Origin of the sequence: Kribbella sp. NPDC058245 (assembly GCF_042882005.1) — a bacterium.
GTDB lineage: Bacteria > Actinomycetota > Actinomycetes > Propionibacteriales > Kribbellaceae > Kribbella.
In genome coordinates this window covers 53,984-80,186 of record NZ_JBHVWY010000016.1, presented here as the reverse complement: position 1 = coordinate 80,186, position 26,203 = coordinate 53,984, and the positions used below count along the sequence as shown (strand labels likewise).

The 26,203-nt window shown below is 68.1% G+C and carries 29 protein-coding genes and 1 riboswitch; of the genes, 17 read left to right on the top strand and 12 right to left on the bottom strand.

The genetic code is table 11. The features are described from left to right. Positions 1-43: 43 nt before the first annotated feature. Entirely contained in the window at positions 44-2,008 is a 1,965-nt protein-coding gene (locus ACFVWG_RS31785) for a prolyl oligopeptidase family protein (RefSeq protein WP_391547142.1), read from the top strand. Positions 2,009-2,012: 4 nt separating this feature from the next. Here ACFVWG_RS31785 and ACFVWG_RS31780 read toward each other — a convergent pair whose 3' ends face one another. The 5 genes from ACFVWG_RS31780 to pepN form a co-directional block, all read right to left on the bottom strand. After that, on the bottom strand, positions 2,013-2,741 hold the full coding sequence (locus ACFVWG_RS31780; RefSeq protein WP_391547141.1) for a polysaccharide deacetylase family protein: 729 nt from the start codon (positions 2,739-2,741) through the stop codon (positions 2,013-2,015). 227 nt (positions 2,742-2,968) lie between these two features. Continuing rightward, on the bottom strand, positions 2,969-3,706 hold the full coding sequence (locus tag ACFVWG_RS31775) for an amino acid ABC transporter ATP-binding protein (RefSeq protein WP_391547140.1): 738 nt from the start codon (positions 3,704-3,706) through the stop codon (positions 2,969-2,971). Beyond that, a complete protein-coding gene (locus tag ACFVWG_RS31770; protein ID WP_391547139.1) occupies positions 3,696-4,442 on the bottom strand; it encodes an amino acid ABC transporter permease in 747 nt (248 codons plus the stop codon). The genes ACFVWG_RS31775 and ACFVWG_RS31770 overlap by 11 nt, the downstream gene beginning before the upstream one ends. After that, positions 4,442-5,296 carry a substrate-binding periplasmic protein gene (locus ACFVWG_RS31765; protein ID WP_391547138.1) on the bottom strand — a complete coding sequence of 285 codons (855 nt, stop codon included), beginning with the start codon at positions 5,294-5,296 and terminating at the stop codon, positions 4,442-4,444. The genes ACFVWG_RS31770 and ACFVWG_RS31765 overlap by 1 nt, the downstream gene beginning before the upstream one ends. Before the next feature lie 153 nt (positions 5,297-5,449). Continuing rightward, positions 5,450-7,879 (bottom strand): aminopeptidase N, encoded by a 2,430-nt coding sequence (gene pepN / locus ACFVWG_RS31760; protein WP_391547137.1) that lies wholly within the window; start codon positions 7,877-7,879, stop codon positions 5,450-5,452. A 125-nt stretch (positions 7,880-8,004) separates the two neighbouring features. On the opposite strand from pepN, the gene ACFVWG_RS31755 reads away from it, so the two are divergent. The 7 genes from ACFVWG_RS31755 (at position 8,005) to ribH (ending at position 13,015) form a co-directional block, all read left to right on the top strand. Beyond that, positions 8,005-8,310 (top strand): hypothetical protein, encoded by a 306-nt coding sequence (locus tag ACFVWG_RS31755; RefSeq protein ID WP_391547136.1) that lies wholly within the window; start codon positions 8,005-8,007, stop codon positions 8,308-8,310. Beyond that, the gene (locus ACFVWG_RS31750) at positions 8,307-8,630 is read left to right on the top strand and encodes a type II toxin-antitoxin system PemK/MazF family toxin (protein WP_391547135.1); all 324 of its coding nucleotides are present in this window, start codon (positions 8,307-8,309) and stop codon (positions 8,628-8,630) included. The genes ACFVWG_RS31755 and ACFVWG_RS31750 overlap by 4 nt, the downstream gene beginning before the upstream one ends. An 84-nt stretch (positions 8,631-8,714) precedes the next feature. Next, a riboswitch (FMN riboswitch) is annotated at positions 8,715-8,848 on the top strand. A gap of 165 nt (positions 8,849-9,013) precedes the next feature. Then, a complete protein-coding gene (gene ribD, locus ACFVWG_RS31745) occupies positions 9,014-10,024 on the top strand; it encodes a bifunctional diaminohydroxyphosphoribosylaminopyrimidine deaminase/5-amino-6-(5-phosphoribosylamino)uracil reductase RibD (protein WP_391547279.1) in 1,011 nt (336 codons plus the stop codon). Continuing rightward, a complete protein-coding gene (locus tag ACFVWG_RS31740; protein WP_391547134.1) occupies positions 10,025-10,645 on the top strand; it encodes a riboflavin synthase in 621 nt (206 codons plus the stop codon). It abuts the gene before it with no gap. Continuing rightward, positions 10,642-11,316 (top strand): nicotinamide riboside transporter PnuC, encoded by a 675-nt coding sequence (gene pnuC / locus ACFVWG_RS31735; RefSeq protein WP_391547133.1) that lies wholly within the window; start codon positions 10,642-10,644, stop codon positions 11,314-11,316. Before ACFVWG_RS31740 ends, pnuC begins: the two co-directional genes overlap by 4 nt. 2 nt (positions 11,317-11,318) lie before the next feature. Further along, positions 11,319-12,545 carry a bifunctional 3,4-dihydroxy-2-butanone-4-phosphate synthase/GTP cyclohydrolase II gene (locus ACFVWG_RS31730; protein ID WP_391547132.1) on the top strand — a complete coding sequence of 409 codons (1,227 nt, stop codon included), beginning with the start codon at positions 11,319-11,321 and terminating at the stop codon, positions 12,543-12,545. Continuing rightward, the gene (ribH, locus tag ACFVWG_RS31725; protein WP_391547131.1) at positions 12,545-13,015 is read left to right on the top strand and encodes a 6,7-dimethyl-8-ribityllumazine synthase; all 471 of its coding nucleotides are present in this window, start codon (positions 12,545-12,547) and stop codon (positions 13,013-13,015) included. Before ACFVWG_RS31730 ends, ribH begins: the two co-directional genes overlap by 1 nt. Before the next feature lie 175 nt (positions 13,016-13,190). Here ribH and ACFVWG_RS31720 read toward each other — a convergent pair whose 3' ends face one another. Beyond that, positions 13,191-14,153 carry a hypothetical protein gene (locus ACFVWG_RS31720; protein WP_391547130.1) on the bottom strand — a complete coding sequence of 321 codons (963 nt, stop codon included), beginning with the start codon at positions 14,151-14,153 and terminating at the stop codon, positions 13,191-13,193. Positions 14,154-14,215: 62 nt separating this feature from the next. On the opposite strand from ACFVWG_RS31720, the gene ACFVWG_RS31715 reads away from it, so the two are divergent. Genes ACFVWG_RS31715 through ACFVWG_RS31700 form a run of 4 tightly spaced genes read left to right on the top strand, consistent with a single transcriptional unit; the run spans position 14,216 to position 16,881 of the window. Then, a complete protein-coding gene (locus tag ACFVWG_RS31715) occupies positions 14,216-15,226 on the top strand; it encodes a helix-turn-helix transcriptional regulator (protein WP_391547129.1) in 1,011 nt (336 codons plus the stop codon). A 13-nt stretch (positions 15,227-15,239) separates the two neighbouring features. Beyond that, the gene (locus tag ACFVWG_RS31710; RefSeq protein WP_391547128.1) at positions 15,240-15,503 is read left to right on the top strand and encodes a phosphoribosyl-ATP diphosphatase; all 264 of its coding nucleotides are present in this window, start codon (positions 15,240-15,242) and stop codon (positions 15,501-15,503) included. Between the two features lie 60 nt (positions 15,504-15,563). Beyond that, positions 15,564-16,412, top strand: a complete 849-nt coding sequence (hisG, locus tag ACFVWG_RS31705; RefSeq protein WP_391547127.1) for an ATP phosphoribosyltransferase — start codon at positions 15,564-15,566, stop codon at positions 16,410-16,412. 1 nt (position 16,413) lies between these two features. Continuing rightward, positions 16,414-16,881, top strand: a complete 468-nt coding sequence (locus tag ACFVWG_RS31700) for a PH domain-containing protein (RefSeq protein ID WP_391547126.1) — start codon at positions 16,414-16,416, stop codon at positions 16,879-16,881. Here ACFVWG_RS31700 and ACFVWG_RS31695 read toward each other — a convergent pair. Beyond that, the gene (locus tag ACFVWG_RS31695) at positions 16,856-17,743 is read right to left on the bottom strand and encodes an aldose 1-epimerase family protein (RefSeq protein WP_391547125.1); all 888 of its coding nucleotides are present in this window, start codon (positions 17,741-17,743) and stop codon (positions 16,856-16,858) included. The genes ACFVWG_RS31700 and ACFVWG_RS31695 overlap by 26 nt on opposite strands. A 90-nt stretch (positions 17,744-17,833) precedes the next feature. Here ACFVWG_RS31695 and ACFVWG_RS31690 point away from each other — a divergent pair, with 90 nt between their 5' ends. Genes ACFVWG_RS31690 through ACFVWG_RS31680 form a run of 3 tightly spaced genes read left to right on the top strand, consistent with a single transcriptional unit; the run spans position 17,834 to position 19,864 of the window. Continuing rightward, positions 17,834-18,178, top strand: a complete 345-nt coding sequence (locus ACFVWG_RS31690) for a YciI family protein (RefSeq protein WP_391547124.1) — start codon at positions 17,834-17,836, stop codon at positions 18,176-18,178. A gap of 2 nt (positions 18,179-18,180) precedes the next feature. Beyond that, positions 18,181-19,404 (top strand): RNA polymerase sigma factor, encoded by a 1,224-nt coding sequence (locus ACFVWG_RS31685; protein WP_391547123.1) that lies wholly within the window; start codon positions 18,181-18,183, stop codon positions 19,402-19,404. 13 nt (positions 19,405-19,417) lie between these two features. Next, positions 19,418-19,864 carry an oxidoreductase gene (locus tag ACFVWG_RS31680; RefSeq protein WP_391547122.1) on the top strand — a complete coding sequence of 149 codons (447 nt, stop codon included), beginning with the start codon at positions 19,418-19,420 and terminating at the stop codon, positions 19,862-19,864. On the opposite strand, the gene ACFVWG_RS31675 is transcribed toward ACFVWG_RS31680, so the two are convergent. Both ACFVWG_RS31675 and ACFVWG_RS31670 read right to left on the bottom strand, forming a co-directional pair. Beyond that, positions 19,843-20,493, bottom strand: a complete 651-nt coding sequence (locus tag ACFVWG_RS31675; RefSeq protein WP_391547121.1) for a uridine kinase — start codon at positions 20,491-20,493, stop codon at positions 19,843-19,845. The two genes, ACFVWG_RS31680 and ACFVWG_RS31675, sit on opposite strands and share 22 nt — an antisense overlap. Continuing rightward, positions 20,480-20,971: a hypothetical protein gene (locus ACFVWG_RS31670; protein WP_391547120.1), complete on the bottom strand. Its 492-nt coding sequence runs from the start codon at positions 20,969-20,971 to the stop codon at positions 20,480-20,482. Before ACFVWG_RS31670 ends, ACFVWG_RS31675 begins: the two co-directional genes overlap by 14 nt. An 88-nt stretch (positions 20,972-21,059) precedes the next feature. On the opposite strand from ACFVWG_RS31670, the gene ACFVWG_RS31665 reads away from it, so the two are divergent. Then, complete coding sequence (locus ACFVWG_RS31665; RefSeq protein ID WP_391547119.1) at positions 21,060-21,560, top strand: SseB family protein; 501 nt, start codon at positions 21,060-21,062, stop codon at positions 21,558-21,560. A 96-nt stretch (positions 21,561-21,656) separates the two neighbouring features. On the opposite strand, the gene ACFVWG_RS31660 is transcribed toward ACFVWG_RS31665, so the two are convergent. From ACFVWG_RS31660 to ACFVWG_RS31650, 3 genes are read right to left on the bottom strand one after another with little or no spacing between them, the layout of a single operon-like run. After that, positions 21,657-24,086 (bottom strand): FtsX-like permease family protein, encoded by a 2,430-nt coding sequence (locus ACFVWG_RS31660; RefSeq protein WP_391547118.1) that lies wholly within the window; start codon positions 24,084-24,086, stop codon positions 21,657-21,659. An 18-nt stretch (positions 24,087-24,104) separates the two neighbouring features. Beyond that, positions 24,105-24,845 (bottom strand): ABC transporter ATP-binding protein, encoded by a 741-nt coding sequence (locus ACFVWG_RS31655; RefSeq protein WP_391547117.1) that lies wholly within the window; start codon positions 24,843-24,845, stop codon positions 24,105-24,107. Next, complete coding sequence (locus ACFVWG_RS31650; protein WP_391547116.1) at positions 24,842-25,252, bottom strand: DUF1707 domain-containing protein; 411 nt, start codon at positions 25,250-25,252, stop codon at positions 24,842-24,844. Before ACFVWG_RS31650 ends, ACFVWG_RS31655 begins: the two co-directional genes overlap by 4 nt. Positions 25,253-25,400: 148 nt before the next feature. On the opposite strand from ACFVWG_RS31650, the gene ACFVWG_RS31645 reads away from it, so the two are divergent. Continuing rightward, entirely contained in the window at positions 25,401-26,102 is a 702-nt protein-coding gene (locus ACFVWG_RS31645) for a TetR/AcrR family transcriptional regulator (RefSeq protein ID WP_391547115.1), read from the top strand. Positions 26,103-26,203: the final 101 nt, after the last annotated feature.

Genomic DNA, 26,203 nt, shown 5'->3' with positions numbered 1-26,203 from the left:
AATCGGCGCCGGTCTGCATCACGAGCGGCTACCGTCGGTCGCCATGAGGGATGTGCCGCAGAGCCGGCGAGACGACGTCGTCGAGGTGCTGCACGGTCAGGCGATCGCCGACCCGTATCGCTGGCTCGAAGACGCATCCGATGACTGGATCGACCAACAGAACACGGCGACCGAGCAGTATCTGTCGGGCCTTCCGGAGCGGGACTACTTCGCGGGTCGGCTGCGCGAGATTCTGGCCCGGCCGTGGACCGGCGTTCCGGTCTTTCGCAGTGGCCGGTACGTCTTCGAGTACAACGACGGTACCCGGCCGCAGAACGTCCTGTGCGTGGCAGTCAGCCTTGACGCCGAACCGCAGGTCCTTGTCGAGTTCGCCGATGACACGACCGCGATCGACAGTTTCAGTGTCAGCCCCGACGGCCGGTACGTCGCTTATGCCACCCGCTCCGAGGGCAATCCGCGACTCGGATTCGGGGTCGTGGATCTCGACACCGGACTGCCGTTGGACGATCTCCTCACCGATGGCAAGTACTGCCGGGCCACCTGGCTGCCCGACTCGCGTTCGTTCGTCTATGTCCATGCCCCGGCGGGCAGCAGCGAGATCGGTGGACAGCTCAAGGTGCACGAGCTCGGTGACGTGCAGTCGTTCGACCACGTGGTGCTCGATCTCCCGCCGGGCAGCGTGACCGAGACCATGGTGTCGTCCGGGTATCTGGCGGTCCAGCTGAACGAGGGGACCGATCAGCGGACCAGGCTCTGGCTGTATCCACTGCCGGGGCTGACCAATCCGATCAAGCTGATCGACGAGCCCGTGGCCGCGACCCGCTTGGTCCGGCTGGCCGGAGAACGGTTTGTGCTCTGGACGGATGTCGACGCGCCCCGCGGGCGGGTGGTGACCTGCACGGTCGCCGACCCCACCTTCGTCGACGTCCTACCCGAGACAGCCGACACCCTGACCGCGGTCCACGCCGCGGGCCGCGGGCTTCTCGCCGTCACGCTGACGGACGCGCAACCACGGTTCCAGCTCGTCGGCCTCGACGGCAGCACAACTCCCGTCGACCTCCAGGGCGGCGCTGTCGTGGGCATCACCGCTCACGAAGGCGACGACGAGGTCTTCATCGGTCTCTCCTCGACCTGGACGCCGAACCAGCTGAGCCACCTCAGCGCCGCGACCGCCCAGGCAACCCTGCTCAAGGGCGGCGACACTCCACCCCATCGGGTACTACGCCGGACCGAATCGGACCGCGGCGTTCCGTACTTCCTGATCAGTCGCGTCGACCTGGATCACTCGCGGCCGAGACCGACCATGCTCTACGGGTACGGCGGTTTCCGGTCGCCGCAACTGGCCGACCACCGCCCGGGCCGGGAAGCCTGGCTGGAGGCGGGTGGAGTGCTGGTGATCGCCAACCTTCGCGGTGGCGGTGAGTTCGGGGCCGAGTGGCACGATGCCGGCAGGTTGAGCCGCAAGCAGAACACCTACGACGACTTCATCGCCGTCGCCGAGCACCTGCAGCTGACCGGCATCACCACTCGCGAGCAGTTGGTGATCCACGGGCACAGCGGTGGCGGCATGCTCGTCGGCGCCGTCCTCACGCAGCGGCCGGACCTGTTCGCCGCGGCGGTACCGACCGCCGGAGTGATGGACATGCTGCGCTTCCATCTCTTCACGATCGGGCGGGCCTGGGCTCCGGAGATCGGTCTGCCCGAGGACCCCGCCCAGTTCGCCGACCTGCTTGCCTGGTCGCCACTGCACAACGTCAAGTCCGGCACGACCTACCCGGCGGTGCTGGTGATGACCAGCGACCACGACGAGGTCGTCGTACCACTGCACAGCTACAAGTTCGCCGCGGCGTTGCAACATGCTCAGGCCGGAGACGAGGCGATCCTCCTGCGGGTCGAGACCAGGACCGGTCACGGGCCTGGGCGGCCCGCCGCGGCGATCGCCGCCGAGTGGACCGATCTTCTCGCCTTCGCTGCCGACCGTACCGGCCTGCGTCCAGCGCGGGGCTGAGCGCTCAGCAGGACAGGGTGCGGAAACCGAAGCCCTGCGCCTTGAGCTTCTCCAAGATGTTGGGCAGCGCCGCCAGCGTCTGACTACGGTTCCCGCCGCCGTCGTGCATCAGGATCACCGACCCGTTCTTCACCCCGCCCAGCACGCGCTTCTCGATCACCGAGACACCCGGCTTCGACCAGTCCCGTGAATCGATCGTCCACAGCACGAGTTCCTTGTCGAGCGCCTTCGCCCGCTGCCGGACGGTCGCACTCACTCCGCCGTACGGCGGCCGCAGACAACTCGGCGTGGTCCCGGACGCGGACCGGATCGCCGCGTCGGTGTCGCCGACCTGCGTCCGGAACCCGGCGGCGGTCTGGTGCCGCAGGTCGGCATGCGCCCACGTGTGGTTCTGCACGCTGTGCCCGGCCGCGTGGATCGCCTTGGTCAGCTCGGGATGTTTCGCGACGTTCTTCCCGACCTCGAAGAATGTCGCCTTCGCGTCGTACTTCGCCAGGATCTCGAGCACCTTCGGCGTATACGCCGGATCAGGCCCGTCATCGAACGTCAGTACGACGTACTTCGCGGGCAGCGGCGGCGTGACCGGCGCAACCGCGGCTGGGGCAGGGGGTGGTGTCGGCTGCGTGTGCGGACGCGCCGCAGCCACCACGATCGTCCCGATCACCGCACTGACCGCAACGATCATCGCCAGCCCGGTCAACCGCTGACCGGTGCGCGTCAGTCGAGTCTCCATGCATCCCCCAGGGCGGGTGGGCCTCACTCCACCCGCCCACCCTCACCCGCCGCGCCCCGAATCCCCGCTCCCACGCCGCTTCCGCGTCAACAACCACGCATATCGGACACCGCGGCCCGGCGGACCGCCACCACCCACCAACTGCCCCGATCGACGGCCGGCGGGCGCAGTCTGAGCGTGCGATGTGCTGGTCGCTCCGAGTTAGACGGTGATGGCGGTCCGGGTAGTCACAGCACTTGCGACAAGAACTGCTGCAGGCGTGGGGATTCTGCGGCGGTGAAGATCTGGTCGGGGGCGCCGGACTCGACCACGACGCCCCGGTCCATGAAGGCGACCTGGTCGGCGACCTCGCGGGCGAAGCCCATCTCGTGGGTGACGACGACCATCGTCATCCCCGACTGGGCGAGGTCGGCCATCAGGCCGAGGACACCCTTGACGAGCTCCGGGTCCAGGGCGGAGGTGGCCTCGTCGAAGAGCATCACCTCGGGCTTCATCGCCAGCGCGCGGGCGATCGCGACCCGCTGCTGCTGTCCGCCGGAGAGGTTGCCAGGGCGAGCCTCGGCCTTCTCCGACAGCCCGACCAGCTCCAGTTGCTCGAGCGCAGCGGCTCGGGCGGCGGTCAGGTCCAGCTTCTGGAGCTTCCGCAGGGGCAGCGTGATGTTGTCGATCACGCTCTTGTGCGGGAACAGGTTGAAGTGCTGGAACACCATCCCGATCCGCCGCCGCAGCACGTCCGGGTTCCCCGGCAGCACGGACTCCCCGCCGAGCAGGACGTCACCCGCGTCGGGCTCGATCAGCCGGTTGATCGTCCGCAGCAGGGTCGACTTGCCGGAGCCCGAGGGTCCGATCACGCAGGCCGTGCGGCCGGCCGGTACGGCGAGGTCGACCCCGCGCAGCACCTTGTTCGTACCGAAGGCGAGCTCGACGCCGCGGACCTCGAGGCTCGCTGCCACCTCAACGGGCATATTCCGGCTCCTCAACGAGAGGCGTGTCGGTCGCTCGGCCCTCACGCAGGCGCTTGTCGATGTAGTTGACCAGGTGGGTGAGCGGGACCGTGATCACCAGGTAGAAGATGCCGGCCAGCAGCAACGGCGACAGGTTGCCGTCGGTGGAGGCCGAGTCCTGACCGATCCGGAACAGCTCCCGCTGACTCGCGAGCAGGCCGAGGAAGTACACCAGGCTGGATTCCTTGATCAGCGCGATGAACTGGTTCACCAGCGCCGGCAGGACCCGCCGTACACCCTGGGGGATGACGATGAGCCGCATCCCGTCGGTGTAGCTGAAGCCGAGCGCTCGCGCGGCCTCCAGTTGGCCCTTCTCGACGCTCTGGATCCCGGACCGGAAGATCTCACCGATGTACGCCGACGCGATCAGCGACAGCGCCAGGATCCCCAGCGGATACGGGTTCGGGCCCCACCAGTGCCGCGTGATCGGGGACAGGCCCTGACCGATCAGCAGGATGGTCAGGATCGCCGGCAGTCCGCGGAAGATGTCGGTGTAGATCTTCGCCGGCCACCGCAGCCAGCGCTTTCGGGACAGGGCGAAGACCGCCACGATCATGCCGAGCACAGTGCCCAGCACGACCGAGGCGGCCGCCAGAATCAGAGTATTGACCAGTCCCACCTTGAGCATCTCGGGCAGGACTGCCTTCATCGACCCCCAGTCGAGGAAGGTTTCGCTCAGAGTGGACCAGATGTCCATCAGGCTTTGGGAGCCGTGAACTTGACCGTGCCGCTACCCGGCTTGAAGGACTCCGGTACGGCGCGGCCCGGGTAGTACTGCTCGACCAGCTTCGTCCAGGTGCCGTCGGCAATGACCTCGTCGAGCGCCTTGTTCACGGCCTCGCGCAGCTTGTCGTTGCTCTTGGCCACCGCGTACGCCGTCGGTGCGGAGCTCAGCTCCTTTGCCGCCAGGATGACGGTGCCGCCGCCCTGCTCCTTCGCCATCTTCTCGCCGATCTCGGCCGGTGAGATCCAGGCATCCGCCGTACCGGCCTTGAGCTGGCCGACGGCGGCGTTGTAGTTCGGCACCCGGACCGGGTCGAGGTTCTTCGAGGTCGCGTAGTCGTCCTGGACGGTGCCCTGGACAACCACCACGCGCTTGCCGGTCAACTGGTCGAACTTCGTGATCCCGGAGGTCTTGGTGGTGTTCAGGCCGAGGTAGCCGAAGTCGTAGCCATTGCTGAAGGCAACCGTCTTCTTACGGGCCTCGGTGATCGTGATCGACGAGCTGCCGAGGTCGAACTGGCCGGTGTTCACCTGCGAGAGCAGGGCGGAGAAGTCGGTCCCGACGAACTCCGGCTTCAGGTTCAGCTTGGCCGCGACCGCGGTGATCAGGTCGTTGTCGAACCCGGTGAACTTGCCGTCCTTGACGTACACGTTCGGCGGCGCGTCGGTGAGCGTCCCGATCCGCAGCGTGCCGGCCTTGATCAGGCCGAGGTCCGGTCCGCTCGCGGCCTTGTCGTCATCGCTGCCGCAGGCAACCATCGACAAAGCCAGTGTGACAACGGCTCCGGCAGCGGCGATACGACGGATAGGAGCGCTGAAGGCGCGCACGGGTGTCTCCTTAGAGCAAAAGTGAACTGGACATGCGGGGGTGACCCACCGGATGACGCTAACGCGGCGACGAGGCAACCAATTCCCCGGCAGCACCGGTGAGACAGCTCCGCAATGTCTACTCGGCCTGTGGTATATCGGTGCCGAAGGTGATCAGCCGCGGGAGCGGAGCATCCGTTTCACCCGATCGGCGCGGTCCAGCACGCTCGTGCGGACGACAGGCGCGGTGCCGGCCGCGGCGGCTTCGGCGTGCTCGATGGTGGGCAGGTCGATCCCGAACAGCGGGAACAGACTCCTGACGAAGGTTGTCGCGACTGCGCCACCACTGTTTAGGAGGGTCGGCAACAGGTCGATGTAGGCCTGCGTGTACGGCGTCAGCAGGTCGTCCTGGCCCGCGGACCAGAACAGCGCCCCGACCGCAGGGACCGAAGCGATCGGCACCGCACGTTCGGTCACCAGTGATTGCCAGACGGCCTTCTTCTCGGCCGCGTCCGGGGTCGCTGCGCGGACCTGTAGCTTGCTGATCCAGGCGTCGGGATCGGGGTCACGATCGAGCAGAGCCTGTACGTCGGCCGTCGTCGGGCTCCCGAGCTGCGCCTTCCGGACGAGCGCCCGCCATTGCAGGTCGAGGTCGTCGCCGCCCGCCTCCTGCAGCCACGCCACTTGGTCGAGGTCGGACGCCGTACGGGCGAAGGTCCGCAGCGCAGCCTTGCGGTAGGCGTCGATGCCGGCGAGTCGGCGGCCCGCCGCCGCAACCGACCGCATCAGCTCGTCCCGCTCTGATTCCGGGCTCCAGAGGACGGCGGCTTCGACCGCCAGATTGAGGTACGGCTCGACCACTGACGCGGACGTCTCCACCTCCAGGACCCCGGTCAGGCAGCGCACGACCTCGGCCGCGGTCGCCTCACCGTTGATCACCATGTCCCAGGCCGTGGCGACGGCGACTGCGCGCGAGATCGCGGTCGGCAGCCGCGCGGCGTTGGCGAAGGAGGAATCCCTGGTCGCGGCGTCCGGTCGTGTCGAAGCGAAGGTGAGGTCCTCGTCGTTCACCAGGTAGAGATCCGCGCCGGCCGGGAGATCGAGCCGGGTCCGATCGCCGGCCACCTCGACCTCGACCAGCGCCGTGCGCTCGAGCCGGCCGGACCCGGCGTACGCGCCGACGGCCAGCACCTGCGGTCGCGGCGGCCCGTTCGGCCCCTTGGCGACCACTACGAACCCGTCCTGATCGTGCTCCAGGGTCAGCCGGTCGGTGCCCGCGGTCTCCAGCCAGCCGGTACGCCACTCGCCCAGGTCACGCCCGCTCGCCTTGGCGACCGCGTCGATCAGGTCCTGCAGCGTGGTGTTGCCCCAGGCATGTTCGGCGAAATAGGTGGTCAACGCAGCGGCGAAGGTCGCCTCCCCGACGTAGGTCATCAGCTGCTGCAGCACCGACGCGCCCTTGGGGTACGTGATCGCGTCGAACGTCGCTTCGGCCGCGGCCACGTCCGGCACCGGCTGCCGGATCGGATGGGTGGTCGGTCCCTGGTCGACGAAGTAGGCCTTGAGCTTCTCGCCGGCCAGGTGAGTCGTCCAGGCATCGGTGTACGACGTCACGCTGACCGCGGCCCAGTTGCTCGCGAATTCGGCGAAGGCCTCGTTCAGCCACAGGTCGTCCCACCAGCGCATCGTGACGATGTTGCCGAACCACATGTGGGCGAGTTCGTGCAACAGGTACCGCGAGAAGATGTCCCACTCCGCGCGGGTCGGCGTGGTTCGGCGCAGGAACCAGTCCATCCAGGTGATGCAGCCGAAGTTCTCCATCGCGCCGGGGTACTCGGGTGTGAAGACCTGGTCGTACTTGTGCTGCGGGAACGGCATGCCGAACTTGCCGGCGAAGAACTCGAGCCCCTGCGTGGTCAGGGTGAAGAGCTCGTCGGCGTCCCGATCCAGGAACCGCGCCAGCGACGGACGGGCGAAAAGACCGAGGTCATGGCCGGCGCCCGGGCGCCGCAGTTCGTAGTACGGGCCTGCGTTGAGCACTGTGTTGTACGTCGACAGTGGTGGGGTCGCTGGGAACGTCCAGCGCCGCGTGGAGCCGAGGTCTTCGACCTTCGGGTCGCCGCTGTGGCTCAGGACCAGCCAGCTGGCCGGCGCTGTCACGGTGAAGGCGTGTGGGGCTTTCAGGTCCGGCTGATCGAAGCAGGCCCAGGCGTAGCGGGCATTGTCCGGGGCGAAGTCGGTGTAGGCGTACACGGTGCCGTCGGCGGGATCGACTGCCCGGTGGAACCCCTGGGCGGTGGTCGAGCACTCCGAGACAGTCGCCACGGTGAGGATGTTGCGCTCGGCAAGGTCGGTCAAAGCGATCCGGCCACCGATCGGTGCCGGTAGCGGAGCACCGTTGAGCGTCGCACTCCGTACCTCCGCCGCACAGTCGACGAATGTCTCGGCTCCCGGCCGGTGACACGTGAAGGTGATCGCCGACTCACTGCGGACCTGGTGCCCGGTCAGCAGATCGGACAGGTCGACGGCAACGTCGTACCGCTCGACTGTCAGCAGGCTTGCCCGCTGTTGTGCTTCGGCCTGGATCAATCGCGGGGAGTCCACCCGCCGAACTTATCCACGACGTGACCTGGGCCGTAACGGGTTTTCGGGCAGAGTTGTCCGCGCTTCGAGGGCGCTGCACTTCGTGCGACTTGAAGTGCTGCAGATTATGAGGCAAAATATGGGGCATGGAAACTGTCGACCGATCGCCGGTGACGCGAAAGTCGCTGCCGCTGTCCGGGCGTGACCTGCGGGATCTGGCCGTGCTGCGTGGCTCTGAGGCCCATCGAGCCGCGCTGGCCGAGTTGACGCACGTGCAGATCAGCGAGACAACCAGTGAGGCGGTTCTGTTGCAGACTGTTCTTGAGGCCGGCCTGAAGGCTGTCGCGGATCTTGTCGAGGCGGACGGATATGCACGGATCGCGCTCGAGATCGTCCCGGAGAATCGGCAGGCCGTGGCGCGCCGGCGACGGCCCTCCTGGGCGGACGAGTGAGCTGGCCCCTGCTGCGGGGCCAGGTGGTCCGGGCCGACCTCGGTCTCGATGAGCCGAAGTTGTTCGTGGTCGTCTCCAACAACCGCCGCAATCAGCATCTCCAGCAGGTGCTGGCAGTCCGTCTGACGACGACGGCCAAGCCGCCGATTCCCAGCATCGTCGAGCTGGTGCACCCGGAGGCTTTCGTCGGCCGTGCGGTCTGTGACGACATCGTGGAGATCTATGCGAACGAGGTCGTCGGCGTCGTCGGTGGCCTGTCGCCGGCAGCGATGCGCGCGATCAACTCCGGCCTGGTCGCAGCGCTGGGGATGGCCGACTGATGGTCGACGACGGAGATCAGCATGTGACCTACGTCGTGGCCGCCTTCGCCGACCGGTGCATACTGGAGTCACGAGTGAACCCACTCGCGTGCTCCGGGGTCGGTGAAATTCCGAGCCGGCGGTGATAGTCCGCGACCCGGCTGCTGAGGTTGGCAGCCGGTTGACCTGGTGGAATTCCGGGACCGACGGTGAAAGTCCGGATGGGAGGCAGCACGCGATCGGCGGGAGAGCTCCGGCGTTCGCGATGGGCGGTGCGTAGGCAGAGGCCTGCGTCACACCCGAGCGGTCGCCCGGAGGTCTGTACGTCGGTCGTCATGGCCCCGGTGTGCGTCCGTGACGACGAGGGACCGTGAGTGAAAAACGCAGGGCCTACTCCCACGCCGATCGACGTCGCCTGGATGCGGCGAGCGATCGAGCTGGCCGCCCGTGGCGTCGGCAGGACGCACCCGAACCCCGTGGTGGGCTGTGTGATCACCGCTGCCGACGGCAACCCGGCCGGTGAAGGCTTCCACGCCGTGGCCGGTGGACCGCATGCCGAGGTCGAGGCGTTGCGGATGGCGGGACGACGAGCCCGCGGCGGTACGGCGTACGTCACGCTGGAGCCGTGTAACCACACCGGCCGGACCGGTCCGTGTGCTGATGCGCTGATCGAGGCCGGAGTCGCCCGCGTGGTGTACGCCGTACCGGATCCGAACCGGCAGGCGTCCGGCGGTGGCGAGAAGCTGCGCGCCAAGGACATCCAGGTCGAGCAGGGTTTGCTGCAGGACGAGGCTGAGGCCGGCAACCACATCTGGCTGCACAGCGTGCGGATGGGGAGACCGTTCGTGACGTGGAAGTTCGCGACCACGTTGGACGGCCGTTCGGCCGCGCCGGATCGCAGCAGCAAGTGGATCACCGGGCCGGCCGCGCGGGCCGACGTACACAGCAAACGTGCCGAGTGTGACGCGATCGCTGTTGGGACGCAGACCGTGCTCTCCGACGATCCTGAGCTCACAGTTCGGGACGCCGACGACGTACCGGCGCCGCGGCAGCCGCTGCGTGTGGTCGTCGGCGACCGGGAGATCCCGGCCACGGCGAAGGTTCGCAACGACCGGGCGCAGACGCTGCTGCTGCCCACCCACGACCCGGCCGAGGTACTGCGGCAGCTGGACGACCGCCAGATCCGGCACCTCTGGCTCGAAGGCGGCCCGACGCTGGCCGCCGCCTTCGTCCGCGCCGGTCTGGTCGATCAGATCGTCGCGTACGTCGCCCCGGCCGTCCTCGGCTCCGGGTTCGCCGCGATCGGTGACCTCGGCGCGGAATCGATCGACCACCTACGGCGGTTCAACCTGACGGACGTGACGCGTATCGGCGACGACGTCCGCCTCACCCTGGCACCTCTGGGAGGGAACTAGATGTTCACCGGAATCATCGAGGAACTCGGCACCGTCGAGGCGCTCGACCTGCTCGACGGCGACGCGGCGCGATTGACCATCCGCGGCCCGAAGGTGACCGAGGACGCCGGCCACGGCGACTCGATCGCGGTCAACGGCTGCTGCCTGACGGTCGTCGAGTACGGCGATGGTCTGTTCACGGCCGACGTGATGAGCGAGACCCTCAAACGGACCAGCCTCGGCGGCGTCGGCAAGGGCTCGAAGGTCAACCTGGAGCGCGCGGTCACGGCGCACGCGCGGCTCGGCGGCCACATCGTGCAGGGGCACGTGGACGGCGTCGGCACGATCGCGAGCCGGACCCCGTCCGAGCATTGGGAAGAGGTCCGGATCGCAGCTGCGCCGGAGATCCTCAAGTACGTCGCTGAGAAGGGTTCGATCGCGGTCGACGGGGTCTCGTTGACCGTCACCGATGTGGACGACGCGACCGGGACGTTCGGGGTCAGCCTGATCCCGACCACGCTCGAGCTGACTGTGCTCGGGTCCAACCAGATCGGCGACACCGTGAACCTCGAGGTCGACGTGATCGCCAAATATGTCGAGCGGCTGTTGGTCGCCGGAGTTGTTGCTGGAGGCACCAAATGAGTCCGGTGGATTGGCTGTTGCACGCGCAGGTGACGATCGCCGGCTCGCCGGTGCTGGTGCGCGAGATCGTCGGCAACGTGTTCGGCCTGGCGAGTGCCCTGTTCGGGATGCGTCGGCTGGTGGCCGCGTGGCCGGTCGGGATCATCGGGAACGTGTTGCTGTTCACGGTGTTCGTGGGTGGCATCTTCGACACGCCGCAGGACAAGGACCTCTGGGGTCAGGCCGGGCGGCAGGTCTTCTTCTTCATCCTCAGCGTCTACGGGTGGTACCAGTGGTATCAGACCCGCCACCGGGGTGCCGCGGTCGCGGTGCGGCCGCGCTGGGCGACTGGGCGGGAGCGGCTCGAGCTGCTCGGCATCGGCGTGGTGCTCTACGCGATCGGCTTCTTCGTCCTGCGTGCACTGGGCTCCTGGGGTCCGCAGTGGGACGCGTGGATCCTCACCGGGTCGATCCTGGCGACGTACGGGATGGCTCGGGGCTTCGTGGAGTTCTGGGTGATCTGGGTGGCGGTCGATGTGGTCGGCGTACCGCTGCTGGTGCAGGCGAAGTTCTATCCGTCGGCGGCGATGTACGTGATCTACGGCCTGTTCTGCGTGATCGGGTTCGCGTCGTGGTGGAAGATTCAGAACAATGAGCGGGTCAGCCCGCCGGAAGCTGTGGTGGTGGGTTAGACATGGGTGACGTGCTGAAGCTCGACACGATCGAGCATGCGCTGGACGAGATCCGGGCCGGGCGCCCGATCGTCGTCGTCGACGACGAGGACCGCGAGAACGAGGGCGACCTGGTCTTCGCCGCGTCCAAGGCGACGCCGGAGCTGCTGGCGTTCCTGATCCGGTACAGCTCGGGCGTGGTCTGCGTGCCGATGGAGGGCGCTGAGCTCGACCGGCTCGGCATCCCGCTGATGACACCGCACAACCGCGAGCGGATGCGGACGGCGTACACGATCTCGGTCGATGCGCGGGACGGAATCTCGACCGGCATCTCGGCCGCGGACCGGGCCCGGACGATTCGCGTGCTGTCCGATTCGGCGTCCGAGTCCTACGACCTGGTCCAGCCGGGGCACATCTTCCCGCTGCGGGCGCGGGAGGGCGGCGTACTGGTTCGGCCCGGGCACACCGAGGCCTCGGTCGATCTGGCGCGGCTCGCGGGGCTGAACTCGACGGCTGTGATCTCCGAGCTGGTGAACGACGACGGCACCATGAAGCGCGGTCAGGACCTGCGTACGTTCGCCGACGAGCACGGGCTGGTGCTGATCTCGATCGAGGACCTGATCCGGTACCGGCGTCGTACCGAGATCCAGATCGAGCGGGTCGCGACCACCACGCTGCCGACCCGGTACGGCGATTTTGTTGCCCACGGCTACCGAAACACGGTCGACGGGTCGGAGCAGCTGGCGTTGGTCCGAGGTGACCTGACCGACGGTCCGGTGCTGGCGCGGCTGCACTCGGAGTGCTTGACGGGTGACGTGTTCGGCTCGCTGCGTTGCGACTGCGGACCGCAACTCGACGAGGCGCTGCGACAGGTCGCGGCCGAGGGTGGTGTGGTGGTCTACCTCCGCGGTCACGAGGGTCGTGGGATCGGCCTGCTGCACAAGCTCCAGGCGTACGAACTGCAGGACGCGGGGCGCGACACGATCGAGGCGAACCTGGATCTCGGATTGCCTGCTGACGCTCGTGATTACGCCGCTGGTGCGCAGATTCTCGCCGACCTGGGCGTGAGCGCCGTCCGGCTGCTGACGAACAACCCGGACAAGGTCGATGGCGTCCAGGGCTACGGCATCGACGTGGTCGAACGGCGGAGCATCTCCATCGACCCCACCGAACACAACCTGCGCTACCTGCGCACCAAACGAGACCGCATGGGTCACCACCTTCCCACCGACGAGCAGGGAGCCGGCTGATGTCAGGCAGTGGAGCACCAACCATCGAAGCCCCCCGCGCCGAAGGCGCCCGCGTAGCCGTCGTCGCCGCGCTCTGGCACCCCAAGGTCACCGACTCCCTCGTCGCCGGCGCACTCCGCGCTCTGGAGGACTCCGGGGTCACGGACTTCAAGGTCGTCCGCGTCCCCGGTTCCTTCGAGCTCCCCGTCGCGGCGCTGCACGCTGCCAAGTCCGGGTACGACGCCGTGATCGCCCTGGGCGTGGTCATTCGCGGCGACACCCCGCACTTCGAGTACGTCTGCCAGGCCACCACCGACGGCTTGATGCAGGTCGGCGTGAGCACCGGCGTACCGATCGGCTTCGGCGTCCTCACCTGCGATAACGACCCCCAGGCGCTGGACCGAGCGGGCCTCCCCGACAGCCGCGAAGACAAAGGCTACGAAGCCACCCAAGCCGCCCTCTCGACCCTGGTAGCGGTGCGGGCGTTGTAGGTCCCCCCGCTCCGGGACACGCGCCTCGGTGTCCTCCTATCGATGGAGTGCGCGACGGTCCGGCTGGTGCTGCGCTAAGTGGTAACTTTTGGGCGCTATGTGACCATTTCTTACCACTTAGCGTGCGGGCGAGAGCGCGCGATGGGGAGCGGGCCTGCCCGGAGCGAGGGGTACTTCAACCGATCCGGGTGTGTTGCATGGACCAGTTGGGGATCCACGTCGTACCGGCGTCTTCGGAGAATTCTTGTTGCCAGGTGGCCTTGTCGGTGCCCGGCGTCCAGGTGAAGCGGACGTCGACGGGGCGGCCTTCCCACTCGTCGGGGCCTTCGAAGTGACCTAGGCCGTCGTCTCCGAAGGATCCGATGACCGGGGTCTCCAGCCGGCCGCGGAGGCTGTTGATCCAATGGATCGACCAGGTCTTCGTGGTGGGGTCGAAAACGCGGAAGGTGGCGCCGCGGAAGCCCTCGGTCGGGTACCAGCCCTCGTCGAAGCTGATGGCGCCGTCGAAGTACGTCGTCACCTTCATCTCGGACTCGACGTCGTACCACTCGTGCGGATCGCCGAGCATGGGGCGCCGGCGGTGGTTGGTGGTGTGCCAGTCGCCGATGAGGAAGTCGAAGTCGCCGGTGACCTTCGGGATGTCCAGGGGCGGGGCGGGCGTCGTACGGCGGGTGAAGTCCATTGTCCAGTTGACTTCCCAGGTCTCGCCGTTGTCGTCGGAGTAGGCCTGTTCCCAGTGGGCGGTCTGGTCGGTGATGTCGCACCACTTGTAGCTGCACAGCACTGTGCGCCCGTCGAAGGCCTCCTCGCCGACCAGGTAGCAACTGGTGCCGTCGGCGGACCAGCCGCCGCGGACCGGTGGGAAGAGCTCCATGGTGGAGCTGCTGATCCAGTAGATGCTCCATTCCTCAGCGGTCGGGTCGAACAGGCGGATGGACATCCCGTACCGGCCTTGGGAGGGGAAGCGCGTCTCGTCGATGCTGATCGCGCCGTCGAAGTAGGTGTGGGCGGTCGTGGTGCCTTCGAACTCGGTCCACTCGTCGCTCCCGGCGAGGATCTGGTTGAGCCTGCGGTGGCGGACGTCGAAGTCGCCCTGGAAGAAGTCGAAGTCCCCGGTCACTTTGGTCCATGTCGTCATGTGAGTCAGCCTGACGGCAAAACCTGACAATCGATGGCAGTCTTTCCGGCTACTCTCGAACCATGCGTTCGAGCCGGCTCTTGTCGATCCTGCTGTTGCTGCAGACCCGCAGGCAGCTGACGGCGCGCGAGCTTGCCGATGAGCTGGAGGTGTCGCTCCGGACCATCTACCGCGACGTCGAGGCGCTCGCCGCCGCGGGGGTTCCGGTGTACGCCGACCAGGGCCGGGCCGGCGGTTATCGGCTCGTCGAGGGCTACCGCACCCGGCTGACCGGTCTGACCGAGCAGGAGGCCGCTGCGCTCTTCCTGGTCGGCATGCCCGGCCCAGCGGCCGCGCTGGGGCTCACAGCGCAGACGAACGCGGCTGAGCTCAAGCTGCTCGCCGCACTGGCACCAGACCAGCGTGACCGGGCTGGGCGGCTCAAGAACCGGTTCCACCTGGACATGCCGGCCTGGTACGCCGATGCCGAGTCCTCACCACACCTGTCGGCTGTGGCTGACGCCGTACTGCACGACCGTCGGATCAAGGTCCGCTACCGCCGCTGGGAAGCCCCACGCGAGGTGGACCGCACCCTGGAGCCGTACGGGCTCGTTCTGAAGAGCGGCAGCTGGTACGTCGTCGCTGCCACCGAGACCGGGCTGCGCACGTACCGCATCTCCAACATCCTCGCCCTCACTCCGACCGACGAGCCGTTCACTCGCGCGAGCGACTTCGACCTGCCGCAGTTCTGGCAGGACCACCTGGAGTACTTCGACCGATCCCGCTTCACCGCTCAGGCGGTAGTCAAAGTCTCAAAGAGCCTGGCCAAGCGCATGTACGACGTCTCGTTCCCACAGCTCGTCGCTGCCGTCGCCCAGACGCCGCCGGACGCAGATGGCTCCGTCACAGTCATCCTGGAGATCGAGTCGATCGGCAACGCAGCCGCCGCGCTCTGCCGCTTCGGAGCCGGTCTGGAGGTACTGGAACCGCCAGAGCTCCGCGCCGAGCTGGCCACCCTCGGCCGCACTCTCACCACCCTGTACGACGTCCGCCCAGCGGACCTGGGGGCGGATGATCCACACGCGGTCCCGTAGTCTGGGGCCCGCCATGAAGAGTTTCGAGGAGCTGTTCGCCGAGCTGGGCGACAAGGCACGCACGCGTCCGGAGGGATCCGGCACGGTGGCGGAGCTGGATGCCGGCGTGCACACGATCGGCAAGAAGCTGGTCGAGGAGGCCGCCGAGTCCTGGATGGCCGCCGAGCACGAAGGCACCGAGCGGGCCGCCGAAGAGCTGTCCCAGCTGCTGTACCACGCGCAGGTCATGATGATCGCGCTCGATCTGAAGCTCGAGGACGTCTACCGACATCTGTAGGAGTCCCCTCCTGAGAGTCCACAGACCCACCGGTTCAGTTTCGACAGATTGGGCAGTGCCATGCTGCGCGTCGCAGTACCGAACAAGGGCTCGCTGAGCGAGTCCGCGATCGAGATCCTCACCGAAGCCGGCTACAAACAGCGCCGGACCACCAAAGACCTGAGCCTGACCGACGTCGCGAACGAGGTCGAGTTCTATTACCTCCGCCCGCGCGACATCGCCGTGTACGTCGGCGAAGGCACCCTGGACGTCGGTATCTCCGGCCGTGACCTGGTGCTCGACTCACACGCCGATGCGGACGTGCTCATGGGGCTCGGCTTCGGCAGCTCCACCTTCCGGTTCGCCGGACCGCCCGGGGTCGCGTCCTCGGTGAAGGACCTGTCCGGCAAGCGGATCGCCACGTCGTACGCGGGAGTCCTGTCCGACCACCTGGCCGAGTACGGCGTCGACGCCTCCGTCGTCCGCCTGGACGGCGCGGTCGAGTCGGCCGTCGCCCTAGGCGTCGCGGATGTGATCGCCGATGTCGTCGAGACCGGTACGACGCTCCGCCAGGCGGGGCTCGAGATCTTCGGCGAACCGATCCTGCAGTCCGAAGCGGTCCTGATCAAGCGCCACGGGGTCGACAACCCGGCCCCCGGCCTGCACCAGCTGGTACGGCGGCTCGAGGGCGTCCTGATCGCGCGGAACTACGTGATGATGGACTACGACATCCCGGCCGAGCAGATCGACGCAGCCACTGAGGTCGCGGCCGGTCTGGAGTCGCCGACGGTCTCTCCGCTGCACCGCGCGGGCTGGGTCGCCGTCCGGGTGATGGTCCAGCGCGCCGAGGCGCAGCGGATCATGGACCAGCTGTGGGAGGTGGGAGCTCGTGCCATCCTCACCACCGACATCCACGCCTGCCGGATCTGAGATGACCGCCGAGGATCGCCTGTTCACGTTCCATCCGCGGAGCGTGGCGATCATGGCGGCGGTGATGGGCTTCTCGCTGATCGCCCTCTTCGGGGTGATCTGGACCCAGTTCGACGCCGGTACCAAGGAGTCGTTCACCTGGTTCCAACGGCTCACGCTGCTGGCGTTCTTCGGCGCGATCCTGTGGATCCTGTACCGGATGGCGACGGTCCGGGTCACGGCGTACGCCGATCGGCTCCGGGTCCGCAACGTGTTCAAGTCCTACACGCTGCCCTGGTCGGACATCAGCGCGCTGCGGTTCCGTTCAGGCGATGCCTGGCTGCAGCTGTTCGATGCCGACGGCAACCGGATTGGGATCCTCGCGGTTCAGGCTGCCGAGGGGCGGCGGGCCAGCACGGCCGCCAAGGAGCTGGCGGCCGTGGCCCGTGCACATGGCGCCGGACCTAGCCAGCTGACACCCGAAAACTAGTCTCGTGTGACTGACCGGGCTCCAGGACCACCAGGTCCTGCCCGCTCACGAACGCGTCCGGCGGACACGTCATCGGTTCCACGGCGAGCGCCGTACGGCCGATGGCGCTGCCGGTGTAGAGCTGCATCCAGGCGGAGTCCCCGCTGAGTGTTGCCCGCGCGCCGGAATCCGGATCCGACAGCGTGACCGACCAGGCGCCGCCCAGGTCGGTGAACGCGTTGTCGATGTCCAGGTCGCCGATCACGCGAGCGGTGCTGAAGTCGTACGGCGATCCGTCGACCGGCGCGAGTCCGATCGGCGACAAGCGGTCCGGCGAGACCTCAAGCCACTGCGCGGCGCTGAACTCCAGCACGCACTCGTCGATCGGCCGGCCGACGCTCAGATACGGATGCGCCCCATACCCGTACGGCGCTGCCGTGGTGCCGACATTGACCGCCGACGCCGTGATGGTCAGCCCGTCGTCGAGTCGATAGGTCAGTCGCAGATCGAGCTGATGCGGGTATCCGGGCTGACCGTGCAGCCGGTAGCCGGCCTCCACGTACGACGGGTCCGAGCCGTCGTCGAGCCGGACCCAGTTCGCCCAGCGGGTCAGCCCGTGGATCGCGTTCTGCCGGGCCGGCTCGGTCAGATACAGCTGCTGGTCGACACCGCCGAAGCTGTACTTCCCGTCGGTAATCCGGTTCGGCCACGGGAACAGGTGCTGCCCGATCCCCGCATGCGCCGCCTCGTCAACGCCGTACCCGAGCAGGACGTCACGGCCCTCATACGTGAGCCCGCGCAGTCCACCGCCCACGCTCACCACAGTCCCGGCGTACCCGCCGCCCGAAATCGTCCACTGGTCACCGCTCGGCAGCACGCTCATGCCTCCATCCTCACAAACTTCTGTGGATCGCTGTCCATTTGGGTCTGACCCGTTCGTGGTGTGCTGTAGACACGCCAACAGGAGGTAACCGTGAAGTATTTGCTGCTGATCAATGCCGGCGAACTCGACCTGTCCGGAGGAGCGGTCGGGTGTGAGCCCGAGGACTGGATGCGGTTCGACAAGGAGATCACCGACTCCGGAGTGGTCGTTGCGTCGGAGTCGCTGGCGGACCTGGTCACCCAGACCCGGGTGCAGGTGGACAACGACGGCAAGCGGACCGTGACCGACGGGCCGTTCGCCGAGACCCGTGAGGTGCTCGGCGGGTTCTACGTGATCGACGTACCGGACCTGGATGTCGCGCTCGACTGGGCGGCCAAGTGCCCGGGTTCCCGCGCCGGAGGCTCGGTTGTCGTTCGTCCGGTAGCGACCTTCTGATGATGGACCAGGTCGAGGCGGTCTTCCGGGAGGAGCGCGGCCGGTTGCTGGCCGCGCTGGCCCGGCGGTTCGGCGACCTCGACCTGGCCGAGGAGGTCACGGCCGAGGCGATCGAGACGGCACTCGTCCGCTGGCCGATCGACGGCGTACCGGCGAACCCCGGCGGCTGGCTGATGACGACGGCCCGGCGCAAGGCGGTCGACCGGCTGCGCCGGGACCAGGTGTACGCCGCCAAACTCGCGATCCTGCAGGTGGACGCGGACCGGGCCGAACCGCCGCGGCCCGGCGGTGAGTTCCCGGATGACCGGCTGGAACTGTTCTTCACCTGCGCGCACCCGGCGCTGGCCCCCGAGGACCGCGGCGCGCTCACCCTGCGCTGCCTGGCCGGGCTGTCAACGCCTGAGGTCGCCAGAGCGTTTCTGGTCCCGGCCGCGACGATGGCGAAACGGATCGTCCGGGCCAAAGCGAAGATCCGGGACGCCCGCATCCCCTTCCGGGTTCCGTCAAATGACGAGCTGCCGGAGCGACTGCCCGCCGTACTGCAGGTGATCTACTCCGTCTTCACCGAGGGCTATGCGGCCAGCTCGGGGCCTTATCTGCAGCGGCTCGACCTCGCTGAGGAAGCGATCCGCCTCGCCCGCATCCTGCACAAACTGCTCCCCGCCCAGCGTGAAGTCGCCGGTCTGCTCGCACTCATGCTCCTCGTGCACGCCCGCCGCGACGCCCGCACCGGACCCGACGGTCAGGTCGTCCTCCTCGAGGACCAGGACCGCACCCGCTGGGACCACGACCAGATCACTGAGGGCCGCGCGCTGGTCGTCTCCGCCCTGACCGGCGGCCCGGCCGGACCGTACGCCGTCCAGGCCGCGATCGCCGCCGTCCACGACGAGGCCACCACCTTCGCCACCACTGACTGGCCGCAGATCGTCGCCCTGTACGACGTCCTGTCCGCCCTCGACCCGTCTCCCGTGATCGCGCTCAACCGGGCCGCCGCGATCGCCTTCCGCGACGGCCCCGAAGCCGCTCTCACCCTGCTCGACTCGCTCGCCGACGAGCCCCGCCTCCGCAACTACCACCCCTACGCGCTGGCGCGAGCCGACCTCCTGCACCGCCTCAACCGCCGTACCGAGGCCAGCGCCGCCTATGAACAAGCCCTGAAATTCGCCGGCTCCGACCCCGAACGCCTCCACATCCGCGCGCGTCTGGCCGACCTCTCGAACCCCTGACATTCTGAGGTTCATGCAGACCTTGTACGACGCGGCGGGTGGAATGGATGGGATGGTTCGGCTCGCGCATGCATGGCATGAGCGGGTGCTGGCGGATGAGGTGGTGAGCCACGCGTTCAGCCACGGCTTCCATCCGGACCACACTCAGCGGCTGGCGGCGTACTGGGCTGAGGCGCTCGGTGGCCCCGCATGGGCGGGTGGGGACGAAACCACCGTCGTCTGGATGCACAGTGGGAACGGTGAGCACCTCGAGATGGACCGGCGCGCGATCGTGTGTTTCGACGAGGCGCTGGACGATGTGGGGCTCACCGGTGAGCTGAAGAGCGTGTTGCACGACTACTTCGCGTGGGCGACGAACGTGTCCATGGCGAAGTACCACGGGGCCAAGGACGAAGTGCCCAAGGGGATGAGCATTCCGCGGTGGTCGTGGGACGGGCTTCAGGAAGCCGCGGAGTCGTGAGGTAGCGCTACCGACTTGGCGACCAGCTCGAGAGCCGGGTCGTGCGGTACGGCGGGGTTGCCGTCGACAACCACCTGGGCACGGTCGCGCGTGCCTTGAACGGCGAAGTGGTCGCGCTCCCAGCGCATCCACTCGAGCCAGTGATCACGGAGCGCTTCGCCGTCGCGGTCGATGCCGCGGTCGAGACGGACCTCGTTGGTGGTCTCGATCCACACGCGCAGGGACTGCCAGCCATCGGCGTCGCGGTCACAAGAGGTGACGCCTTCGACGATCAGGAGGTCGACGGTGACCGGGACGAGGTGCAGTTCGGCGTACGCGCCGGTGTGCCAGTCGTAGCGGCGGTAGCGACCCTCGCGGCCATCCGCGAGACGCTGCAGGACGTGGTCGCGGAGGAGGGCGAAGCCGCGCTCGGCGCCGGCCCAACCGTCGTACAGGTCGTCCATGTGGATGAGGCCGGTGTTCAGGCCGCGGGCCTTGGCGCGGGCCTCGAAGCGTTCGGCGAGGGTGGACTTGCCGGAGCCGGCCGGGCCGTCGATGGAGATCAGCCGGGTCCGGCCCAGCCGCGGGGGCGCGGCCTGGACGTGGTCGAGCAGGGAGTCCAGGGTCAGGGGGTTCTCAGTTGATTCCATGGCGCTTCAGGATGTCCTCGATCTCGTCGAAGTCCGACGAATCCTGCTGCCCACCCTTGGTCTTGGCGTTGGGTTTGGCAGCTTTGGCAGGGGCAGCCGACGCGGGCGCCGGTCCGGTGGTGGTCAGTTCACCGGCGGTCTTCGCGGGCTTCGGCTCCTTGGGTGCCTTCGGGGTCCGGGAGCGCGCCACGCCGGAGACGACGTACAGCACCACCGAGACACCGAAGAGCGCGACACCGGCCCAGACGGTCGGCGAGAAGATCAGGTGCGTGACCCAGCTCACCGCCGACCGGACGACGTCCCAGACCAGCTCGAGCAGCCCGGTCAGGTAGAGGGAGACCGGCAGCAGCGACCAGGCGACTCCGCGCACGCCGGCCGCGGCACCGCGCCGCCGCCAGGCAGCCCAGGAGCCGATCAGGCCGAGCAGCGTGAGGCCCACGCAGAACGGCAGCAGCGTCAAATCGTTGAAGTCAGGCACATACCCAGGCTCGCACAGTCAGCCCGCGATCCAAGGGGGGAACAGCCCTGACGCCACCCTGAAACCCGGCTCCGGGGACAATGGGCCGGTGCAACCAGGAGAGCGGCGTTTGGCATTCACCGGGTTCGACGACGATGACGGTACGGCGGACGCCGGGCTGGCGGCTGCTCTCGCGGCCGGAGACCAGGGAGCGATGCTGGCCGCGTTGACCCGGGCGCGGCTGCTGGTACCGGTGGTCGCGATGCTCGGCGAGGTGGAGTACGACGAGAACGGGCTGGCGCACGACAAGACGTCAGACATGGCGGTCGCGCTCCTGCAGGGCCAGGACGGCCGGAACGCACTGCTGGCGTTCACCGGCACTGAAAGCCTCGCCCGCTGGAGCGCCGACGCACGTCCGATGCCGTCGCTGACCCAACTGGTGGCAACCGCCGCGATCCAGGAGGGGGCGGCCGCGATCGTCCTCGACATCGCTGGACCCGCCGCCGGCGTGATCGAGGAGGACGACGTACGCCGACTGGCCGCCGGCCTCCAGGTGGTTCGCCTGGAAGACGGCGGCTACGGCTGGATCGAACCCGCCCCCACCGACTGACCCTATTTCGCTGGCTAGGCACCCGCGTTGGGGGTTCCGCACCCTGGTTATGGGTACCGAACCCCCCATTTGCCTGGCTAGCCAGGCAAATGGGGTTCAGCTGGCCAGCGCGTCCATCGGCTTGGTGCGCATGGCGATTCGGCCGGTGATTGCGGTGGTGGGGAGGACGAGCAGGAGGACGACGCCAACCCAGGCGAGGAGGATCCAGGCCGGCCCGGAGGGGAGCGGCCAGCCTCGGCTCGCCACCGCGATCGGCAGCACGGTGAACGCCGCCGCGATCAGGCCGATCACGAGCCCGAGCGCCGCGATCACCAGGCTCTCCAGCGTGAGCATCCGAGACACCTGCTTCCGGGTCGCCCCGGTCAGCCGCTGCAGCCCGAACTCCCGCCGCCGATCCAGTACGGCGACCGCGATCGTGTTCACCGACGCAATCGCGGTGTAGGCGACCGCGATCCCGGCCAGCAGGTAGGCGATATACGCATCCACCCCGAGCCCAGCGTCGTACCCCTCACTGAGTAGCTCCCGCCCACCCGCTGAGGTGCCCGGCCACCTGGAGAGGTCGACGTGCTTCTCCGAGGTCTTGAGCAGCAGGAGATTCGGCAGGCCGGTTGTGGTGTGCGCGGCGAGTAGGGCGGCGGGGAGCAGCAGCGGCTCGTAGCCGGACGGGCCCTCGACCAGTGCGACCACCTTCACCTTGACCAGCGAGTTGTCACCCAGTCGCACACCGAGCTCCGAACCCACGTCCACCTTGAGCTTCTTCGCCGTACCGGGCGGCAGCGCGATCGTCGAACCCTGCAGCTGATCCAGCGAACCCTTCGTCACCTTTCCCTCGTACACCGGCCCGCTCAAGCCGAGCAGCGGCCAGGCGTCGCTCGTGTGCGAGGAGTCGTACGGCGCCTCGATCCACCCCTTGCTCCGTACCAGCTCGGACACCGCCGTCACGCCCGGCAGCGAGCGAACGCTCTCGGTCAGGCTGGTCGGGATTCCTCCAGTGGTGCTGGTGATCACGACGTCCGCGGCCAGGTCGCCGGTCGCCGCCTCGAGAGCGCCTTTCTGCTGGGTGCTCTGGGAGTAGATGTTGCCGAGGGCAATCGTCGTGGCGATCGTGATCGGGATCAGGATCGCCGCGAACTGCACCGCCCGCACCCGCAGGTTGATCACCGCGAGCACCCCGCTCGTCCCGCGCTTCTCGACCAGCGCGGTCAGCCGCGGGATCAACGCCCGCTGGATCACAAGAGGCGCTAGGATCGCGACCGCGATCGACCCGGTCAGCCCCGCCGGCCCACCGATCGCCGCTGCGTTCGTCGGGCTCATGAAGAGTGTCGAGCCCGCGATCGCGACGGTCACGCCGGCGAAGATCAGGCCGATCAGAATCCGCACGCGGCCCAGGGCAACAGCCGGTACGGCGGCCTCCGCGAGCGCCTGGATCGGCTGGATCTGCGCGGCCCGATTGGCGGCGATCCCCACGGTCACCCGCAGTACGAGGTATGTCAGCAGCGCGGCTCCGGCGAACGGCAACGGTCCCTGGTCGAACCGCAGTTGCGCCGGAACGATTCCACCGCTGGTCAGCAACCCGAAGATCCAGTTCCCGGCGAAACGTCCGCACAGCAGGCCGAGCACGAGTCCGAGAACCCCGACCACCATTGTCTCGGCGATCACCATCTTCGCTACCTGCCGCGGCGTCGCCCCACTCGCTCGCAGCAACGCGAGCTCCCGCCGCCGCTGCCGTACCGACAATCCGATGGTCGCCGACACCACCAGCGCCATCACCACAGCCACCATCCCACCGAAGACGCCGGACATGATGATCAACGGGAGACTCGTCGCGATCCCGCGGTACTCAGCCACCCCACGCTCGTCGCCGGTGTAAGCCTTCACACCCGCCGGCAGCTCAAGCCCCCGCACCGCCGGCCACACCCCAATCGCATCAGGTGCCGGCGACAGGTGTTCAGCCTCCGAGTCCACGAAGAAGATCGACGGTACGTCGACAGTCCGCGCCGGTACCGCGATCCCGGCCACCGTGTACTGCCGGGGCTCACCGCGAACAGTCACCGTCACGTGGTCACCAGGCTTGGCGCTCCCGGCCAGTCGCGCGTCAAGCACGACCTGTCCGGTCTGAGGCGCGTGGCCCGCTCTCAGCGCGTACGGCGTGAGCGCAGCAGACGCCCACCCATGTCCCAGGAGCACCTCGCTACCCGAGCCGTTGACCACGGCGGGGAACGAGTGGTCCGCGATCACCTTGGTGACTCCCGGCGTACTGGCGAGCTTTGCCACCAGCGACGCGTCGACGCGGTGGCGTTCCGGGAAGGCGGCTGAGCCGGAGCCGTTCGGCGGGTGGTAGGCGGGGTCGCCGGTGACGACCAGGGGTGCTGCGGCCAGGCGTTGTGGCGGAGCGTTCAGACGTAGGCCGGTCTCGAGCAGGCCGCCCGCGGCGGCGAGCAGGGCGCTACCGAGGAAGACGGCAACGAAGATCGCCAGGAACGCGGCGGTCCGGTGGCGCAAGGTGGTGAGCGCAAGGCGAAACATGATCGGTTCTCCGAGGGGTCAGGGCGTAGCGCGGGAGAGGCTGAGGTGGGCGAGTTCGGCGGCGACGGACTCCGCGGTGGGGCGGTCGGACTCGGAGACGATGTGGCCGTCGACCAGGAAGACGACGCGGTCGGCGTACGACGCGGCGACCGGGTCGTGGGTGACCATGACGATGGTTTGGCCGAGTGCTCGTGACTGGTCCCGCAGGAGCGCCAGGACCTCCACTGCGGTCACGGTGTCCAGCGCACCGGTTGGTTCGTCGGCGAAGGTGATGGCCGCACGCCCAGCCAGCGCCCGGGCGATGGCCACCCGCTGCTGCTGACCGCCCGACAGCTCACTCGGGCGGTGGCCGACTCGTTCGGCCAGACCGACGCGGGAGATCACCGAGCTCACCCACGCCTCGTCCGGGGACTTCCCGGCCAGAGTGAGGGGCAGTACGACGTTCTGGCGCACGGTCAGCGCAGGCATCAGGTTGAAGGACTGGAACACGAAGGCGACATGCTCACGTCGCAGCTCGGTTAGCCGGGTCTCATCGAGCCCAGCCAGCGGCCGTCCGGCCAGGTGGACCGAACCGGACGACGGCGAGTCCAGACCGGCCGCACAGTGCAGCAGCGTGCTCTTGCCGGACCCGGACGGCCCCATCACCGCAGTGAAGGAGCCCTCCGCGAATCCGTAGGTGACACCACCCAGCGCGGTCACCGCGCCGGGGCCGGTGCCGTAGACCTTGCGGACGTCGGTGAGCTGAACCGGCGCGTTCACCGGCTGACCCGGTGGTAGGACTCGTGCGTCCACCAGAGGATGCCGACGACCATGCCGAGTCCGAGGTCGGACCAGAGCCACCAGGGCCCGTCGAAGTGGCCGAACACGGCCAGGGCCGCCCAGACCACGAACTGCACGACGCAGGCGACCAGCCAGATTCCGGTGAAGGCCCGCAGCGCCACAGTCAGCCCTCGCGGCGGAGTCGCATCCGCCACTCCAGCCAGGACCTGCCGGAGGTCACCGCGGTTCTGGGCGTACAGGAGCAGCGACTGACGGTCAGTGGCCTCGGGCGGGGTCAGGGCGCCACGCCGTACGGCGTTGTCCAATTTGGTGGTGGCAGAGCGGCGGTCGGCCTCGGTGAGGGCGACCTGGTCGGGGAGCAACAGCGGATCGAGAACGGTGGTCATCAGGGGTACCCACGCTTTCCAGGAGGAGGAGTTCGTCTGTGAAACAGCGTAGGGATTGAACAGTTCTCCGTCCCAGGGGGCGAGGTTGTCTCTCGGAGGTGGACATAGGCCCCCTCTGCCGGTGGAGGAAGTGCGCGAAGATGGGGGCATGAGTGCAGAGCTGCCACCCGGTCTGGCGCTGGCGTGGGGCGTCCAGCCCGTGCAGCGGCGCGGGCCGAAACCGGGGCTGTCGATCGAGCAGATCGTCGCGACCGGGATCGAGTTCGGCGACACGGCCGGGTTCGAGGCGGTCTCGCTGCAGAAGATCGCGGCGCAGCTCGGCGTCACCACGAACGCGATGTACCGCTACGTGCGCTCCAAGGACGAGCTGATCGTGCTCGTCCACGACAAGGCGCTCGGCGCCCCGCCGGAGCTACCCACCGGCTGGCGCAACGCCGCGACCGCCTGGGTGTACGCGCTGGTCGCCCGGTACGCCGACCGCCCGTGGCTGCTCGACGTGCCGATCCGTGGCGCGCCCATCACGCCGAACGTGCTGCGCTGGGTCGAGGTGATGCTGCAGGCGTTCGCCGAGACGAAGCTGAGTCAGCATGACGCGCTCGGCTGCCTGATGCTGCTCGACGGCTTCGCCCGCAACTACGCCAACCTGGCTCGCCAGCTCGGCGCGAACGACGACGTACCGGTCCAGGCCGAACAGGTGGGCGCCTTCCTGGTCCCCAGACTCATCGAAGGCAACTACCCGATGCTGGTCGCCCTCTATACCAACCAGGAGTATGAAGACGGCCTGGACGACGACCTCGAATTCGGCCTAGCCCGCACCCTGGACGGCATCGAAGCCCTGATAAATCGCTAACGTCCGAACGATCGGAGGGCGGGTCTCCGGTTCTTCGGACGTTACGTCCGCCGCCCCGGTAACGTCCGAACGATCGGAGGGCGGGTCTCCGCTTTTTCGGA